General features: G+C 73.0%; 14 protein-coding genes. 5 read left to right on the top strand and 9 right to left on the bottom strand.

Features of this window, described 5'->3' with window-relative positions; all coding sequences use genetic code 11:
- The first annotated feature begins 516 nt into the window (after nucleotides 1–516).
- Together ACFVNO_RS22695 and ACFVNO_RS22690 are read left to right on the top strand one after the other, a co-directional pair.
- Nucleotides 517–2,778, top strand: a complete 2,262-nt coding sequence (locus ACFVNO_RS22695) for a hypothetical protein (protein WP_378895525.1) — start codon at nucleotides 517–519, stop codon at nucleotides 2,776–2,778.
- A gap of 112 nt (nucleotides 2,779–2,890) precedes the next feature.
- The gene (locus ACFVNO_RS22690) at nucleotides 2,891–3,652 is read left to right on the top strand and encodes a DUF2470 domain-containing protein (protein WP_355268597.1); all 762 of its coding nucleotides are present in this window, start codon (nucleotides 2,891–2,893) and stop codon (nucleotides 3,650–3,652) included.
- On the opposite strand, the gene ACFVNO_RS22685 is transcribed toward ACFVNO_RS22690, so the two are convergent.
- Entirely contained in the window at nucleotides 3,649–5,088 is a 1,440-nt protein-coding gene (locus tag ACFVNO_RS22685) for a PLP-dependent aminotransferase family protein (RefSeq protein WP_378895523.1), read from the bottom strand. The two genes, ACFVNO_RS22690 and ACFVNO_RS22685, sit on opposite strands and share 4 nt — an antisense overlap.
- Here ACFVNO_RS22685 and ACFVNO_RS22680 point away from each other — a divergent pair.
- Complete coding sequence (locus tag ACFVNO_RS22680) at nucleotides 5,087–5,980, top strand: DMT family transporter (RefSeq protein ID WP_378895521.1); 894 nt, start codon at nucleotides 5,087–5,089, stop codon at nucleotides 5,978–5,980. The two genes, ACFVNO_RS22685 and ACFVNO_RS22680, sit on opposite strands and share 2 nt — an antisense overlap.
- A 59-nt stretch (nucleotides 5,981–6,039) precedes the next feature.
- Here ACFVNO_RS22680 and ACFVNO_RS22675 read toward each other — a convergent pair whose 3' ends face one another.
- The 8 genes from ACFVNO_RS22675 to ACFVNO_RS22640 form a co-directional block, all read right to left on the bottom strand.
- A complete protein-coding gene (locus tag ACFVNO_RS22675) occupies nucleotides 6,040–6,417 on the bottom strand; it encodes a metal-sulfur cluster assembly factor (protein ID WP_220560084.1) in 378 nt (125 codons plus the stop codon).
- Nucleotides 6,417–6,893, bottom strand: a complete 477-nt coding sequence (gene sufU, locus ACFVNO_RS22670; RefSeq protein WP_220560083.1) for a Fe-S cluster assembly sulfur transfer protein SufU — start codon at nucleotides 6,891–6,893, stop codon at nucleotides 6,417–6,419. Before sufU ends, ACFVNO_RS22675 begins: the two co-directional genes overlap by 1 nt.
- 93 nt (nucleotides 6,894–6,986) lie before the next feature.
- Nucleotides 6,987–8,285 (bottom strand): cysteine desulfurase, encoded by a 1,299-nt coding sequence (locus ACFVNO_RS22665; protein WP_220560082.1) that lies wholly within the window; start codon nucleotides 8,283–8,285, stop codon nucleotides 6,987–6,989.
- A gap of 3 nt (nucleotides 8,286–8,288) precedes the next feature.
- Nucleotides 8,289–9,050, bottom strand: coding sequence for a Fe-S cluster assembly ATPase SufC (sufC, locus tag ACFVNO_RS22660; protein WP_220560081.1), 762 nt, complete (start codon nucleotides 9,048–9,050; stop codon nucleotides 8,289–8,291).
- A gap of 7 nt (nucleotides 9,051–9,057) precedes the next feature.
- Nucleotides 9,058–9,393, bottom strand: a complete 336-nt coding sequence (locus ACFVNO_RS22655) for a non-heme iron oxygenase ferredoxin subunit (protein ID WP_220560080.1) — start codon at nucleotides 9,391–9,393, stop codon at nucleotides 9,058–9,060.
- Nucleotides 9,386–10,546: a Fe-S cluster assembly protein SufD gene (sufD, locus tag ACFVNO_RS22650; RefSeq protein ID WP_355268607.1), complete on the bottom strand. Its 1,161-nt coding sequence runs from the start codon at nucleotides 10,544–10,546 to the stop codon at nucleotides 9,386–9,388. Before sufD ends, ACFVNO_RS22655 begins: the two co-directional genes overlap by 8 nt.
- 1 nt (nucleotide 10,547) lies before the next feature.
- Nucleotides 10,548–11,960 carry a Fe-S cluster assembly protein SufB gene (sufB, locus tag ACFVNO_RS22645; protein WP_355268609.1) on the bottom strand — a complete coding sequence of 471 codons (1,413 nt, stop codon included), beginning with the start codon at nucleotides 11,958–11,960 and terminating at the stop codon, nucleotides 10,548–10,550.
- A gap of 28 nt (nucleotides 11,961–11,988) precedes the next feature.
- Nucleotides 11,989–12,762 carry a helix-turn-helix transcriptional regulator gene (locus tag ACFVNO_RS22640; protein ID WP_378895517.1) on the bottom strand — a complete coding sequence of 258 codons (774 nt, stop codon included), beginning with the start codon at nucleotides 12,760–12,762 and terminating at the stop codon, nucleotides 11,989–11,991.
- Nucleotides 12,763–13,080: 318 nt separating this feature from the next.
- On the opposite strand from ACFVNO_RS22640, the gene ACFVNO_RS22635 reads away from it, so the two are divergent.
- Both ACFVNO_RS22635 and ACFVNO_RS22630 read left to right on the top strand, forming a co-directional pair.
- On the top strand, nucleotides 13,081–14,025 hold the full coding sequence (locus ACFVNO_RS22635; protein ID WP_355268612.1) for an ABC transporter ATP-binding protein: 945 nt from the start codon (nucleotides 13,081–13,083) through the stop codon (nucleotides 14,023–14,025).
- A complete protein-coding gene (locus tag ACFVNO_RS22630) occupies nucleotides 14,022–14,858 on the top strand; it encodes an ABC transporter permease (RefSeq protein WP_355268614.1) in 837 nt (278 codons plus the stop codon). The genes ACFVNO_RS22635 and ACFVNO_RS22630 overlap by 4 nt, the downstream gene beginning before the upstream one ends.
- Nucleotides 14,859–15,021: the final 163 nt, after the last annotated feature.

Genomic DNA, 15,021 nt, shown 5'->3' with positions numbered 1-15,021 from the left:
GTTCGGGCGAGGACAGTGCCCATCCAGCATACCCGGGACCGACGAAGGCGTGCCGGTCACCGAACGCGCTGGTGGGGCGCGCCTGCATCCTCCGTCTCCGGTAGTCCTCCCCCGTTGCGGGAACGGGGAGCAGGCGTGAAGGCTCCGTGAACAACAACGGCCGCACACCGGCGGAAGAGCCGAATGTCCTTTATGAGGTGGATCACATATTCTTGCAGCCGCATGTACCGCCGTTCCCGTACCGGGGAGACGGTCGGCCCGCCGCCGGGGCGCCCTCCGCCCGGACCGGGACGGCCTGGGGGTACCCATGTGGCGTCAAGGGACGTACGATCTCCGAGAAGTACTCACGGCACCCCTGTCCCCCGGCCGCCGTGCCCACCCCTGGCATCCCCGCCCGTCCTCCGGACGGGTCCCCCCAGCGGGTGAAGGGCGCGTACTGTGGTGCATCGAACCGAAGGCCCGTGCGGTTCCTCCCCAATTCACGTGCAGACACCAGGAGGTCGAGGTCCCCAGCGGATGAACGCCGTCTCTCCGATCTGCCTCGTCGACCTCGCACCCGCGCTGCGGTGGTCGAGGTCGCCGGACGTGGCTCCACTACTCCACCATGACCGGTTGATCGACGGCTGGTGGCACTCGCTGCCGGTCGCCAGGGTCCTGGAGATCGCCGGTCCGCCCTGGCTGGCGCACGGGATCGCGCGCCTGGCCGTGGAGCAGTGGGCGCACGTGCCCCTGGCCGAGTTCCTGCCGAACCTGCGCTCCCAGGAAGTGCACTGCGAGGACCTCGCCGAGCCGGTGCGCAGCGTCGTGCTGTCGACGGCCGGCGACTGGGACCACCTCATCTCCAGCCCTCCCCAGGAGATCGGCTCCTGGCCCCTGGGCGACTGCCGCGTGATGGACGTGGTGAGCACCGTGGCCTGGCGGGCCCTGCAGCCCTGCGGCGACCTGCCCGGCGGCCCCGCCCCCTCGCCCGCGCTGATGCTGGAGGCGGTGCGCACCATCGCGCACTGGCTGCCCGACACCGCGCCCGAGCACGTGCGCAGCGCCCTGGACTACTTGACCACCGCCACCGGCTCCGACCAGGCCTCGGCCTCCGGGGGCGCCGGAGGCGACCCGACTCCGCCGCAGACCCCGGCCACCCGGGCCATCCGCACGCTGCGGGCGCTGCGCGCCCAGCGCGACGAGGAGCACCAGGAGGTCCCCCTGCCGGTCGCCGTCGGCGGGCACGAACCGGTGCCGATGGCCATGGTGAGCTCCGCCGCGATGATCCCGGGGGCGGCGCTGGAGGCCGAGGTCTCGGCCGGGAACGGCGTGGGCGATCTGCGCTCGCAGTTCCGCAGTTCGCTGCTGGGTCCCGGGCGGACCCTGCGCAGACCCAGCTTCGGGCCGCCCAAGCACCGCCCCGAGCAGGAGGAGCGCCCGGCCGCCCCGGCCCTGGGCGAGCACCCCCTGGTGGACATGGTCGAGGAGATGTTCCGCTCTTGGCCCGACCTGGAGCGGACGGTGGCCGCCGAGCGCCTGTTCGCCACCGACCCCATCAGCATCCGGGTGCTGTCGGAGCAGATCGCCGTGGACGTCACCGACATCCGCGCCGCCCAGCGCAAGGTCGAGGAGCGGCTGCTGCGCTGGCTGAACTCGCCCGAGGGCGCACCCATCACCAAGCACCTGCGGGACCTGTCGGAGCAGCTGGGCACGGCCACCACGATCGACCGGCTGATCAACGCCCACCCCGACCACCCGGTGGAGGTGCCCACCCTGAGCACGCCGCTGTGGCGGGTGGTCATCACCCTGTTCACCGACCGGCGCATGCACAACGGCTGGCTCATCGCCGACGACCCGGGCCGGCTGCGCTGGCAGACCCGCGAGCTGCTGGCCGACGGGCCGGGCCTGACCGAGGCGGGCATCCGGCTGGGCCGGATCGGCATCCGCCAGCAGGAGCTGCGCGCCTGGCTGCTCAGCACCCCCGGTGTGAGCCTGCAGGACGGGCGCGTGCTCGTGGACCCGTCGGTGCCGATGGAGACTCCCGGCGGCCAGCCCGGGCACACCGCGGACGACTCGGGGGCCACCACGGAGAACGGGCTGCCGATCCGCCGCCGCCCCGACGGCCCGGCGCCGGAGCCCGTACGCCCCGCGCCCGCCCCGTTCGCGGCCCCCGCGGGCCTGCGGATGCCGGCGCCGCCGGAGCAGCCGCCGCCCGCCCCGGCCCCGATGGCACCGCCCGTCGCCCCGGCGCGGCCGGTCCCGGGCGGCCCGGCCATGGCGGCCCGCTGCTTCCGGGCGCCCGACGGCCGGTGGTGGCACCGCATCGACATCACCGCCGACCACCTCAACGGCGCCCCGGTGGCGGTGCCCGCCGGGTACGCCACCCACCTGGGCCTGCAGCCGGGACGGCTCCTGTGCCTCACCGCGCCCGGCGCGGACCTGCTGGTCCTGGTCTGGCGCGACCAGCCCGCGTTCGACTCGCTGCGGCCGCTGCTGCGCCGCCAGGCCGCCCAGCCCGGCGACCGCGTCTTCATCACCGTGTCGGGCGACCGGCTGGACGCGCGCAAACTGCCGGCGACCGACCTGAGCAACTACTCGCCGACCGCGCGGGCGCTGCACCTGAGCGGCTACACGGCGCCGTCCTCCACCGAGGAGGCGCTCAAGATCCTCTCCCGCCGGATCACCGACAGCGACGAGCGGGCCCCGACCGATCCGCAGTCCCTGGTGGAGCTGCTCACCCGGCGGGGCGACAACGACATCGCGGGCGAGCTGCGCGCCGGCCTGTTCGCCGCCCACTAGAACCACCGCCCAGGCCCCCGGTCACCCGACCGGGGGCCTGGTTTTTTACCCTCCGGGACTTTCCTCCCGCCTCACCGTTCTTGTAGGTTAGCCTTACCTAAGCCTAGTTGAGGTGGTTCCCCTGCATACTTCCCGGCACCCGGCCCCCTCCCCGGCCGAACGCGCCAGAGCGGTCCTGGCCCGGCCCAATCCGGCCACCGTCACGACCCAGAGCGGCACCCTCCACCTCGTCGACCCGGCCTGCCACGTACACCCCGGCGGCACGGTGAGCCTGCTGCTCCCCGACCGCCACCACCTGCTGGACGAGATGTCCCGCGGGCGCACCGCGGCCACCGTCGAGTTCACGGACACCAGCGCGGTGGCGCTGCGCGACCCCACGCGCTCGCTGCTGTGGATCAGCGGCACCCTCACCGCGCTGGACGAGGCGACGGCGCGCATGCGGGCCCTGCGGCTGATCCGCGACGACCCCGACGAGCGCCTGCTCGACATCGGCCACGGCCGCACCATGGTCGCCATGGACCCCTACTTGGTGGTGCACTCCGACGCCGAGGGCTGCCACCTGCTCGGCAACGACGAGTTCCTCCGGGCCCGGCCGGACCCGCTGGGCCGCTGGGAGGGCCCCTGGCTGCGCCACCTGGAGGAGGACCACCCGGACCTGCTCGCCGCGCTGGCCGAGGTCTGCCCCGGGGACGTCCCCCCGGTCCCGCCCCGCCCCCTGGGCGTGGACCGCTACGGCCTGACCCTGCGCTTCGAGGGCCCCGACGGCGACCACGACGTCCGGCTGCCCTTCGGCCGCACCGTCGAGGGCCCCGAGGAGGTCGCCGCCGAGGTGCACGCCCTGGCTGACCCGGCCGGCGCCCGCCGCCCCTTCTAGGCCGGGCCCCGGGCGGCGTCCAGGGCCGCCGCCAGCCGGACCGCCCCCTCGGCGGCCTCCTCCGGCCCCGAGGTGCCGGCGTAGGCCAGGCGCAGGTACGGCGCGGGCGGCTCCCCGGGGAAGAACGGCCTGCCGGACGCCGCCTTCACCCCGGTCCGCTGCGCGGCCTCCGCGACGGCGTCCTCGTCGGTGCCGTCGGGCAGGCGCGCCCACACCTGGTAGCCGCCCGGCCGGAACTCCTGCTCCACGGCCGGTGCCCGCTCCAGCAGGGCGGCCGCCACCGCCGTGCGCCGCCGGGTCAGCCCCTCGGCCAGCGCCCGCAGGTGCCGCCCCCAGGCCGGGGAGCCCACCAGTTCCAGGGCCGTCTCCTGGAGGACCCGGGGGACGAAGAGGGACTCCACCACCTGGACGGCGCGCAGCCGGCGCAGCACCGGCCCGCGCGCCGCCAGGGCTCCCACCCGCAGCCCGGGCGAGGACGCCTTGGTCAGCGAGTGGACGTGCACCACCGTCCCGTGCCGGTCGTCGGCGATCAGGGGCGGCGGCAGGGGCGGGGCGTCGGTGTGCGCCAGCCGCCGGGCGTAGTCGTCCTCCACCACGAACGCGCCCGCCTCCCGGGCGGCGCGCAGCACCCCGGCGCGGCGCTCGGGCGCCAGCACCGCCCCTGTCGGGTTGTGGAACAGGGGCTGGCACACCAGCACCCGGGCACCGGTGGCGGCGAACGCCTCGACCAGCAGTTCCACCCGCACCCCGTCCCGGTCCACCGGGACCGGCACCGGGCGCATGCCCAGGGACCGGGCGATGGCCAGCAGGCCCGGGTAGGTCGGCGACTCCACCAGGACCGGCGCCCCGGGCCGGGCCAGCGCCCGCAGCGCGGTGGACAGGGCGCTCTGCCCGCCCGCCGTGACCAGCACGTGCGAGGCGTCCAGCGAGGTCCCGTCGATCTCCCGGGCGAACCAGTCGCGCAGCTCCGCCACCCCCTCCAGCGGCGGGCTCCCCCACACGCCGGGGCGGCGGGCGGCCCGGGCCGCGGCGGCGGCCAGCTCCCGGTCCGGCCGCAGCGAGGCGTGCGGGTAGCCGCCGTTCAGCGGGACGACCCCGGCCGGGGCGGGGGCGAGGGTGGCGAGGAACCCGGAGTCGTCCGGGCCGCGCGGGACCCCGCCCGCCTCGGGCACCGCGTCCAGGGCGACCTCCTGCCAGGAGGTGTCCCGCACGGGCCGGCGCACCGGCTCGCCGGCCCGGAAGGAGCCCGCGCCGGGGCGGGTGACCACGAGCCCCTCGGCGACCAGGCGGGCCATCGCCCGGGAGAGGGTCACGGGCCCCACCCCGTGCCGCTCCACCAGGGTCCGGCTGGCGGGCAGCCGTTCCCCGGGAGCGTAGCGCTCGAACTCCCGACGCAGGGTCTCGGTCAGATCCCGGCCATTGCTACCCTTGTTCATGAAAGCACACGATAGCGCTACCACCCGTTCTCCGGTAGCGGTTCCGCACGGCGCCGTCCTGGCCCTCCTCGGAGTGGTCGCCTTCTCCTTCACCCTCCCCTCCACCGCCCTGGCCCTGGAGGGCTTCGGCCCGTGGACCACCGCCGTGCTGCGGGCCTCGGTCGCCGGGCTGATCGCGGCCGGATGCCTGGCCGCCGTCCGCGCGCCGCTGCCCACCCGCGCGCAGCTGCCCGCCCTGGCGGCGGTCGGCGCGGGCTGCGTGGTGGGCTTCCCGCTGCTGACCTCACTGGCGCTGGGGAGCACGGGCGCGGGCGACGCCGCCGTGGTCGTCGGCCTGCTCCCGGTGACCACCGCCGTCCTGGCCACCCTCCTGGGCGGCACCCGCCACTCCCCCGCGTTCTGGATCGCCGCCGGGGTCGGCGCCGCGGCCGTGGCCGGGTTCACCCTCGCCCGCACCGGGGGCTCCCCCGGCCTCGGGGACCTGTTCCTGGCGGGCGCACTGCTCGCCTGCGCCTACGGGTACGCCGAAGGCGGCCGCCTGGCGGCCTCGATGCCCGGCTGGCGGGTGATCGCCTGGGGCCTGGTGCTCACCCTGCCCCTCAGCCTGCCCGCCACCGCAGCCGCCCTGGTCCTGGAGCCGGCCGCGCCGACCCCCTCGGCGGTGGCCGGGCTGGTCTACCTCTCGCTGGTCAGCCAGTTCGGCGGGTTCGTCCCGTGGTACCGGGGCATGGGCCTGATCGGCGTCGCGCGGGCCGGACAGATCCAGCTGGTCCAGCCCCTGCTCACCCTGACCTGGGCGGTGCTGCTCCTGGGCGAGCGGCCCGGCGTCGGCGCCCTGCCCACCGTCCTCGTGGTCCTGGCCTGTGTGGCCGTCACCCAGAAGGCGCGCTGACACGGCGACGGGCCGGGCACCCCGCGAGGGGTGCCCGGCCCGTTCGGCCGTCGGACGGATCAGACGTTGAAGCCCAGCATGCGCAGCTGGTCGCGTCCGTCGTCCGTGATCTTGTCCGGACCCCACGGCGGCATCCAGACCCAGTTGATCTTGACCTCGCGCTCGAACTCCTCCAGCGCGCTGGTGGCCTGGTCCTCGATCACGTCCGTGAGCGGGCAGGCGGCGCTGGTGAGGGTCATGTCCAGGGTGATCACCGAGTCGTCGGCGTTCACCCCGTACAGCAGCCCCAGGTCGACGACGTTGACGCCGAGCTCGGGGTCGATGACGTCCTTGAGGGCCTCACCGATCTCCTCGACGAGCGCCTCGGCCTCGGGGGACAGCGGGACCTCGGCCGGTGCGGCCTCGGTCGTCGTGGTCTCGTTCTCGCTCGCTGACATCAGACGCCTTCCTTCTCCAGGGACTGCGCTACCGCGTCCTTCCACGCCATCCATCCGAGGAGGGCGCACTTGATCCGGGCCGGGTACTTGGACACCCCGGCGAACGCGACCGCGTCCTCCAGGACCTCCTCGTCGGGTTCGCCCTTGCCCTTGGAGTGCATGAGCTCGTTGAAGGCCTCCAGGGTCCGCATCCCCTCGGCCACCGTGCGCCCGATCAGCAGGTCGGTCAGCACCGACGTGCTGGCCTGGCTGATCGAACAGCCCATGCCCTCGTAGGAGACGTCGCTGACCAGTGCCCGGTCGTCCAGCGTTCCGTCCCCCTGCGCCGGGGTCAGCGCCACCCGGAGCGTCACCTCGTCCCCGCAGGTGGGGTTGATGTGGTGCGCCTCGGCGTTGTGCGGATCCCGCAGCCCCTTGTGGTGCGGGTTCCGGTAGTGGTCCAGGATGATCTCCTGGTACATCGCGTCCAGCTGCATGTGCGGGTCTTCCTCGTCGTTCTTCCGCCCTGCGTTCCGTCGCGGGCGGGTCCGGGGTCTGCGGGGCCCGGACCCGTCCGCGGGACGCGGGCCCTAGCCCCGGGTTCCGAAGAACTCCTGCGCGGCCCTGACGGCCGCCACGAGAGCGTCCACGTCCTCCGTGGTGTTGTAGAGGTAGAACGACGCGCGCGTGGTGGAGTGCACGCCCAGGGCGCGGTGCAGCGGCCAGGCGCAGTGGTGCCCCACCCGGACCTCCACCCCGCGGTCGTCGAGCACCTGCCCGAGGTCGTGCGGGTGGATGCCCTCCACCTCGAAGGACACCGCGCCGCCGCGGTCCACGGCGTCCGCGGGGCCGATGAGGCGCAGCCCCTCGACGTCGGAGAGCGCCTTGAGCGCGTACTCCACCAGCGTGTGCTCGTGGGCGGCGATGCGGTCCATGCCCACGGCCGACAGGTAGTCGCAGGCCGCGGCCAGGGCCACCGCCTGCGGCGCCATCGGCACCCCGGCCTCGAACCGCTGCGGCGGCTCGGCCCAGGTGGAGTACTCCATGTGGACCACGCCGATCATGGACCCGCCGGTGATGAACGGCGGCATGGCCTCCAGCAGCTCCCGGCGCCCCCACAGGACGCCGATGCCGTTGGGCCCGAGCATCTTGTGCCCGGAGAAGGCCAGGAAGTCCACACCCAGCTCCGCCACGTCCACCGGCATGTGCGGCACCGACTGGCAGGCGTCCAGCACCGTCAGGGCCCCCACCTCGCGGGCCCGGGCGACGATGTCGGCCACCGGGTTGACGGTGCCCAGCACGTTGGACTGGTGCGTGAAGGCGACCACCCTGGTGCGCTCGCCGACGAGGGTGTCGAGGTCCGAGAGGTCCAGCCGGCCCTGGTCCGTCACCGGGAACCACCGGAGGGTGGCCCCGGTGCGACGGCACAGCTCCTGCCAGGGCACCAGGTTGGCGTGGTGCTCCATCTCGGTCACGACGATCTCGTCGCCGGGCCCCACCTGGAAGCGGCGCAGGCCCTCGTCCGCCGTGGCGGCGTTGCCCATCGCGTACGCGACGAGGTTGACCGCCTCGGTGGCGTTCTTGGTGAACACCACCTCTCCGGCGTCGGCGCCGATGAAGCGGGCGATGGTCTCCCGCGCCGCCTCGTAGGCGTCGGTCGCCTCCTCCGCGAGCTGGTGCGCACCGCGGTGCACCGCCGCGTTGTGGCGTTCGTAGAACTCACGTTCGGCGTCCAGCACCTGGCGGGGCTTCTGCGAGGTCGCCCCGGAATCCAGGTACACCAGCGGACGCCCGTCGCGGACGGTCCGGGACAGGATCGGGAAATCCTTCCGGATCGCCGCGACGTCGAGCGGGCCTGGGGCCCCACCGAACTCGCGGACCGTGGTCATGGGTTATGCGCCCGCCTTCACGAAACGCTCGTAGCCCTCGGCCTCCAGGGTGTCGGCCAGCTCGGAGCCGCCGGACTCGGCGATGCGGCCGTTGGCGAAGACGTGGACGTGGTCCGGCTTCACGTAGTTGAGGATCCGGGTGTAGTGCGTGATGAGCATGACGCCCAGGTCGTTGTTCTCCTTGGCGCGGTTGACGCCCTCGGAGACGACCTTGAGCGCGTCGACGTCCAGGCCGGAGTCGGTCTCGTCCAGGATCGCGACCTTCGGCTTGAGCAGCTCCAGCTGGAGGATCTCGTGGCGCTTCTTCTCGCCGCCGGAGAAGCCCTCGTTGACGCCGCGGGCGGCGAACGCCGGGTCGATGGACAGGTCCTTCATCGCGCCCTGCAGCTCCTTGGAGAACTGGCGGAGCTTGGGGGCCTCGCCGCGCACCGCGGTGACGGAGCTGCGCAGGAAGTTGGACATGGACACGCCCGGGACCTCGACCGGGTACTGCATGGCCAGGAAGACGCCGGCGCGGGCGCGCTCGTCCACGCTCATGTCGAGGATGTTCTCGCCGTCGAGGAGGACCTCGCCGTCGGTGATCTCGTAGCGCGGGTGCCCGGCGATGGCGTAGGCCAGCGTGGACTTGCCCGAGCCGTTGGGGCCCATGATGGCGTGGGTCTCACCGGAGTTGATGGTGAGGTCGACGCCCTTGAGGATCTCTCGGCGCTCGTCCTCGCCGATCAGGACGTCGGCGCGCAGACCGCGGATTTCGAACTTCGTCATTTCAGCCTCAGGAATTCTTCTCGTCCAACGACACGAGCACGTCGTCGCCGTCGATCTTCACGTCGTAGGTGGGGACCGGCCGGGTGGCGGGCGGGTTGATCGGCGCCCCCGAGCGCAGGTCGAAGCAGGAGCCGTGCAGCCAGCACTCGATGGTGCCGTCCTCGACCTCGCCCTCGGACAGGCGGACCTCCGCGTGCGAGCACACGTCCCGCAGCGCGAACACCTCGCCCTCGGACCGGACCAGTGCGATGGGCGTCTCGTCGTCGGTCTCGACCCCGAGGACCCCCTCCTCGGGGATCTCGGCGAGCTCGGCGACCTTCACCCAGCGACCGGCGTCACTCATGCGCGGCCAGCTTCCGCTCGACCTTGGCCATGATCTCCTCGGCGAGCTCCTCGACCGGGATGCGGTTGATGAGCTCCAGGAAGTAGCCGCGGATGACCAGGCGGCGCGCCTCGTCCTCCGGGATGCCGCGCGAACGCAGGTAGAACAGGTGGATGTCGTCGAGGCGACCGCTGGCGGCGGCGTGGCCGGCGCCCTCCACCTCACCGGTGAAGATCTCCAGGTTCGGTACCGAGTCCACGCGGGTGTCGTCGGTGAGCTGGAGGTTGCGGTTGTGCTCGTAGGAGTCCGTGCCGGTGGTGCCCTCGCCGATGATGACGTCGCCGATCCACACACCGTGGGCGCCCTTGCCGCTCAGCGCACCCTTGTACTCCACCCGCGAGCGCGTGTTGGAGATGTTGTGGTCGATGAGCGAGCGGTGCTCGTGGTGCTGGTCGTCGCCGGTGAAGTACAGGCCGTGCAGCTCGGCGTTGCCGCCGCGCCCCTTGTAGGCCACCTTCGGGGAGAGCCGGACCAGGTCGCCGCCGAGCGTGACGACGATCGACTTGAACGTGGCGTCCTTCTCGACCTGGGCGTTGTGCTGGGTGACGTCGACGGCGTCGCGGTCCCAGTCCTGGAGGCTGACCAGGGTCAGCCGGGCGCCCTCGCCGACGTGGACGTCCACGCTGCCGGCGCGCACGCCGGTGCCGGTCTGCTCCAGGACGACGATCGCCTCGGCCAGCGGCTGGACGTCGATGACGAACTGGTCGTAGCGGGTGCCCCCCTGGGCCTCGCGCCTGATCGTGACCGGGCGCTCCAGCGCGGCGCCCCGGGCGACGGTCACCACCGTGGCCTGCTCGAAGGACGAGTAGGCCTGGGCGATGACGCGGTCGGCCGGCATGCCGGCGGTGCCCAGACGGGCGTCGTCACGGCCGACGGTCTCGACGGTGACGCCCTCGGGGGCGTCGATGTCGACCTTGTCGGTGCCGTCGGCGACGGCGCTGCCGTCGTGCAGGCCCTTGAGGCGGCGCAGCGGGGTGAACCGCCACTCCTCCTCGCGGCCGTTGGGGACGGGGAAGTCGTTCACGTCGAAGGACCCGTGGGTCGCGAGCTTGGAGAACGGGATGTCCCCGAGGCCGTGGCTGTGGGCCTTGGGTTCGATGCTCGGGCCGGTCAACTTAACCAACCGCTCCTTCCATCTGAAGCTCGATCAGCCGGTTCAGTTCCAGCGCGTACTCCATGGGCAGCTCGCGCGCGATGGGCTCGACGAACCCGCGCACGATCATGGCCATGGCCTCGTCCTCGTCCATGCCCCGGCTCATCAGGTAGAAGAGCTGGTCCTCGCTGACCTTGGAGACGGTCGCCTCGTGCGCGAGCTCGGCGTCGTCCTCGCGCAGGTCGTTGTAGGGGTAGGTGTCCGAGCGGCTGATGGTGTCGATCAGCAGCGCGTCGCACTTGACGGAGGACTTGGCGTTGTGGGCGCCCTCCTGCACCTGCACCAGGCCCCGGTAGGAGGCGCGGCCCCCGCCGCGGGCCACCGACTTGGAGATGATGGTGGAGGAGGTGTTGGGCGCGCAGTGCACCATCTTGGAACCGGTGTCCTGGTGCTGGCCCTCGCCCGCGAAGGCGATGGACAGGGTCTCGCCCTTGGCGTGCTCGCCCATCAGGTAGACGGCCGGGTACTTCATGGTCACCTGGGAGCCGATGTTGCCGTCGATCCACTCCATGGTCGCGCCCTCTTCGGCGATGGCGCGCTTGGTGACCAGGTTGAAGACGTTGTTCGACCAGTTCTGGATGGTCGTGTACCGGCAGCGGGCGTTCTTCTTGACGATGATCTCGACGACCGCGGAGTGCAGCGAGTCCGACTTGTAGATCGGCGCGGTGCAGCCCTCGACGTAGTGGACGTAGGCGCCCTCGTCGACGATGATCAGCGTCCGCTCGAACTGGCCCATGTTCTCGGTGTTGATCCGGAAGTAGGCCTGGAGCGGGATCTCCACGTGCACGTTCTTGGGCACGTAGATGAAGGAGCCGCCGCTCCACACGGCGGTGTTGAGCGCGGCGAACTTGTTGTCGCCGGCCGGGATCACCGTGCCGAAGTACTCCTGGAACAGCTCCGGGTGCTCCTTGAGAGCGGTGTCGGTGTCCAGGAAGATGACGCCCTGCTCCTCCAGGTCCTCGCGGATCTGGTGGTAGACGACCTCGGACTCGTACTGCGCGGCCACACCGGCGACCAGGCGCTGCTTCTCCGCCTCGGGGATGCCCAGCTTGTCGTAGGTGTTCTTGATGTCCTCGGGCAGCTCCTCCCAGGAGGTGGCCTGCTTCTCCGTGGACCGCACGAAGTACTTGATGTTGTCGAAGTCGATCTTGGACAGGTCCGCGCCCCAGTTGGGCATGGGCTTCTTGTCGAAGAGCTTCAGCGACTTGAGGCGGAGTTTGGTCATCCACTCCGGCTCGTCCTTCTTGGCGGAGATGTCGCGGACGACCTCTTCGTTCAGACCGCGGCGGGCCGAGGCACCGGCCTGGTCGGAGTCGGCCCAGCCGTACTCATAGTTACCGATCCCTTCGAGTTCGGGATGCGCGATAGACGTCATGCGCGGACTCCTCCTGGACTCAGACGTCCTAGTGGTGTTGCAATCCTCCGCCCGCCGTGCGGCGGGCGCTGGTGGGCGCGGGGGCGTGGTCGTCCCCGCCCGCCCCGTCGTCACCCCTGGGGGTGACGTGCGTGGTGCACACACCGTCGCCGTGGGCGATGGTGGCCAACCTGCGCACCGGGGTGCCCAGAAGCCGCGCGAAGGCCTCGATCTCGGCCTCGCAGAGTTGCGGGAACTCGGCTGCGACGTGGGCGACAGGGCAGTGGTGCTGGCACAGCTGGTCGCCGCCTCCGGGGGCCGGCGCCCGGCCGGCGGTGGCGGCGTAGCCGTCGTTGGACAGGGCCTCGGCCAGCAGCCGGACGCGCTGTTCGGGTGGAACGGCGTCGAGCAGCGGCTCGTAGCGCCTCTCCAGGTCGGCGACCTGACTGCGGGCGAACTCCCCGACGGCCTCGGGGCCGGCGGTCTCCGCGAGGAAGCGGAGCGCGCTGGTGGCGAGGTCGTCGTAGGCGTGGACGAAGGCGTCGCGACCGGCCTCGGTGATGGCGAAGACGCGCGCGGGGCGCCCCCTGCCGCGTCGGCCGCCCGGGGGCCGGGCGTCGCGTGCCTCGACCATGCCCTCGCCGGTCAGGTTGTCGAGGTGGCGGCGGATGGCCGCCGGGGTCAGGCCGAGCCGCTCGCCCAGGGCGGAGGCGGTGATCGGCCCCTGCTCCAGGATGAGCCGGGCCACGCGCGCGCGGGTGCCGGTCTCGGCCCCGCGTTCGGGCCCGGCCAGGGGGCGGGGTACGTTGGCGGCGTCGGGCACGACGATCCCTCCCCTCGACGACTGCTCCTGGTTTTGACAACATCAGTGTGGCGTAAATCAGTCCGTCGTGGCAAACCCGCTTTCATGCCCTTCGTCACCAAGGTCAGGCTTGCCTAACTGGGAGTTCGCCGCAGCGGGGCCCGCCCGGGAAAAGTGCAGGTCATCCCACCTCCGACCGTTCGTCTCTCTGAATGAGACCGCCATCCCATCATGCGGACACCCCCTCCGCTCCTCCCGCGGGGCGCGCCGCCGCCCCGCCGCCCCGGTGCGCGCGGGGCGGTGAAGGGCCTCGCGCGGGCGCACGTAGACTCTGGGCCCATGGACACAGCCGCCGTCGAGGTCGTCGACCTGGTCAAGCGCTACGGCGCCACCACCGCCGTCTCCGGCCTCACCTTCCGGGCGCGCCGGGGCGCGGTGACCGCCCTGCTCGGACCCAACGGTGCGGGCAAGACCAGCACCATCGAGATCTGCGAGGGCTTCCGCCGCGCCGACGGCGGAAGCGTGCGGGTGCTGGGCCTGGACCCGGTCTCCGACGCCGACGCGCTCAAGCCCCGCGTCGGGGTCATGCCCCAGTCCGGCGGCGTGCCCACCGGGGCCCGCGCGGCCGAGTGGCTGCGCCTGATGGCCTCCTTCCACGCCTCCCCCGTGTCCCCGGACCTGCTGCTGGAGCGGCTGGGCCTGACCTCGGTGTCGCGCACCCCGTTCCGCCGCCTGTCCGGCGGGCAGCAGCAGCGCCTGTCGCTGGCCTGCGCCGTGGTCGGCCGCCCCGAACTGGTCTTCCTCGACGAGCCCACCGCGGGGCTGGACCCCCAGGCGCGGATGGCCACCTGGGACCTGGTCGCCGAACTTCGCGAGGCGGGCGTGGCCGTCATCCTCACCACGCACCACATGGAGGAGGCCGAGCGCCTCGCCGACCACGTGGTCATCATCGACCGCGGTGCCGTCGTGGCCGAGGGCACCCCCGCCGAACTGGCCGGGGGCCGCCGCGAGGTGTGCTTCTCCACCGACACCCCCGTCGACGCCGACGCCCTGCGGGAGGCACTGCCCGCCGGGACCCGGATCTCCTCCGCGCGCGGCGCGGGCGGCCGGAGCGAGTACGTGATCGGCACCGACGACCCCGGGGCGCTGGGCCCGGAGTTCCTCGCCACGGTGACCGCCTGGTGCGCGTCCGCCGGCGTCCTGGCCGAGGACCTGCGCGTGCGACGGCGTACCCTCGAAGACGTCTTCCTCGAACTCACCGGCAGGGAACTGCGCGAATCATGAGCGAGCACATCTCCAGCACCGCCGCGCCCGCGCCGGGCGCCGCGCGCCCGGCGGACGGGGCCGCGTCCCCGTTCGCCCCCGCCCCCGGCGCCGCGCCGATGTGGCGGATGGTCGCCGCGCAGGCCGGGATGGAACTGCGGGTGATGCTGCGCCACGGCGAGCAGTTCCTGCTGACCATGGTCATCCCCGTGCTGCTGCTGGTCGGCTTCAGCCTCACCTCCGTCCTGGACGTCGGCGAGGGCCCCCGGGTGGACGCGCTCACCCCGGGCGTCCTGGCGCTGGCGATCATGTCGACGTCGTTCACCGGGCTGGCCATCGGCACCGGGTTCGAGCGCCGGTACGGGGTGCTCAAGCGGCTGGGCGCCACCCCGCTGTCCCGGTTCGGGCTGCTGGCCGCCAAGACGCTGGCCGTGCTGGGCGTGCAGGTCATCCAGGTCGCGGTGCTGTGCGCCGTGGCGCTGGCGCTGGGCTGGACCCCGGCGGTGTCGTTCGGCGGCGCGGCCGCGGCGGCCGCCCTGGTGCTGCTGGCGACCGCCGCGTTCAGCTCGCTGGCGCTGCTGATGGCCGGGACGCTGCGGGCCGAGGCCACGCTGGCCGGGGCCAACCTGGTCTACATCCTGCTGCTGGGGCTGGGCGGGGTGCTCTTCCCCGTCAGCGCGTTCCCCGGCCCGCTGGAGGCGGTGTCCTCGGCGCTGCCGATCACCGCTCTGAGCGAGGGGCTGCGGGCGGTGCTGGCGGACGGCTCCCTTCCCTCGGCGGGCTCGTTCGCGGTCCTCCTGGTGTGGGCCGTCGCCGGCGGGGCGCTGGCCGCCCGCCTCTTCCGCTGGGAGTGAGCACCGCGGCCCCGGCCACGAGCAGGGGCACGGCCACCAGGGGCAGGGCCGCGACCAGGTAGCCCTGGGCGGGTGCGACCAGGGAGACGAGCACGCCCGCCGCCGCGCCGCCCGCGGACGCCCCGGCGTTGTAGGCGGTGTTGACCCACGTGCCTGCCCGGAC

The organism is Nocardiopsis sp. NPDC057823 (assembly GCF_042797335.1).
GTDB classification, from domain to species: Bacteria; Actinomycetota; Actinomycetes; order Streptosporangiales; family Streptosporangiaceae; genus Nocardiopsis; species Nocardiopsis changdeensis.
The sequence above is the reverse complement of the archived record's forward strand: the minus strand, read 5'-3'. Positions and strand labels throughout refer to the sequence as shown.

Bases quoted from the DNA above. Each gene is read 5' to 3' on its own strand.
- ACFVNO_RS22695 (WP_378895525.1), top strand. From the start codon at position 517: ATGAACGCCGTCTCTCCGATCTGCCTCGTCGACCTCGCACCCGCGCTG.
- ACFVNO_RS22680 (WP_378895521.1), top strand. From the start codon at position 5,087: ATGAAAGCACACGATAGCGCTACCACCCGTTCTCCGGTAGCGGTTCCG.
- ACFVNO_RS22685 (WP_378895523.1), bottom strand. From the start codon at position 5,088: ATGAACAAGGGTAGCAATGGCCGGGATCTGACCGAGACCCTGCGTCGG.
- ACFVNO_RS22675 (WP_220560084.1), bottom strand. From the start codon at position 6,417: ATGTCAGCGAGCGAGAACGAGACCACGACGACCGAGGCCGCACCGGCC.
- sufU (WP_220560083.1), bottom strand. From the start codon at position 6,893: ATGCAGCTGGACGCGATGTACCAGGAGATCATCCTGGACCACTACCGG.
- ACFVNO_RS22665 (WP_220560082.1), bottom strand. From the start codon at position 8,285: ATGACCACGGTCCGCGAGTTCGGTGGGGCCCCAGGCCCGCTCGACGTC.
- sufC (WP_220560081.1), bottom strand. From the start codon at position 9,050: ATGACGAAGTTCGAAATCCGCGGTCTGCGCGCCGACGTCCTGATCGGC.
- ACFVNO_RS22655 (WP_220560080.1), bottom strand. From the start codon at position 9,393: ATGAGTGACGCCGGTCGCTGGGTGAAGGTCGCCGAGCTCGCCGAGATC.
- sufB (WP_355268609.1), bottom strand. From the start codon at position 11,960: ATGACGTCTATCGCGCATCCCGAACTCGAAGGGATCGGTAACTATGAG.
- ACFVNO_RS22635 (WP_355268612.1), top strand. From the start codon at position 13,081: ATGGACACAGCCGCCGTCGAGGTCGTCGACCTGGTCAAGCGCTACGGC.
- ACFVNO_RS22630 (WP_355268614.1), top strand. From the start codon at position 14,022: ATGAGCGAGCACATCTCCAGCACCGCCGCGCCCGCGCCGGGCGCCGCG.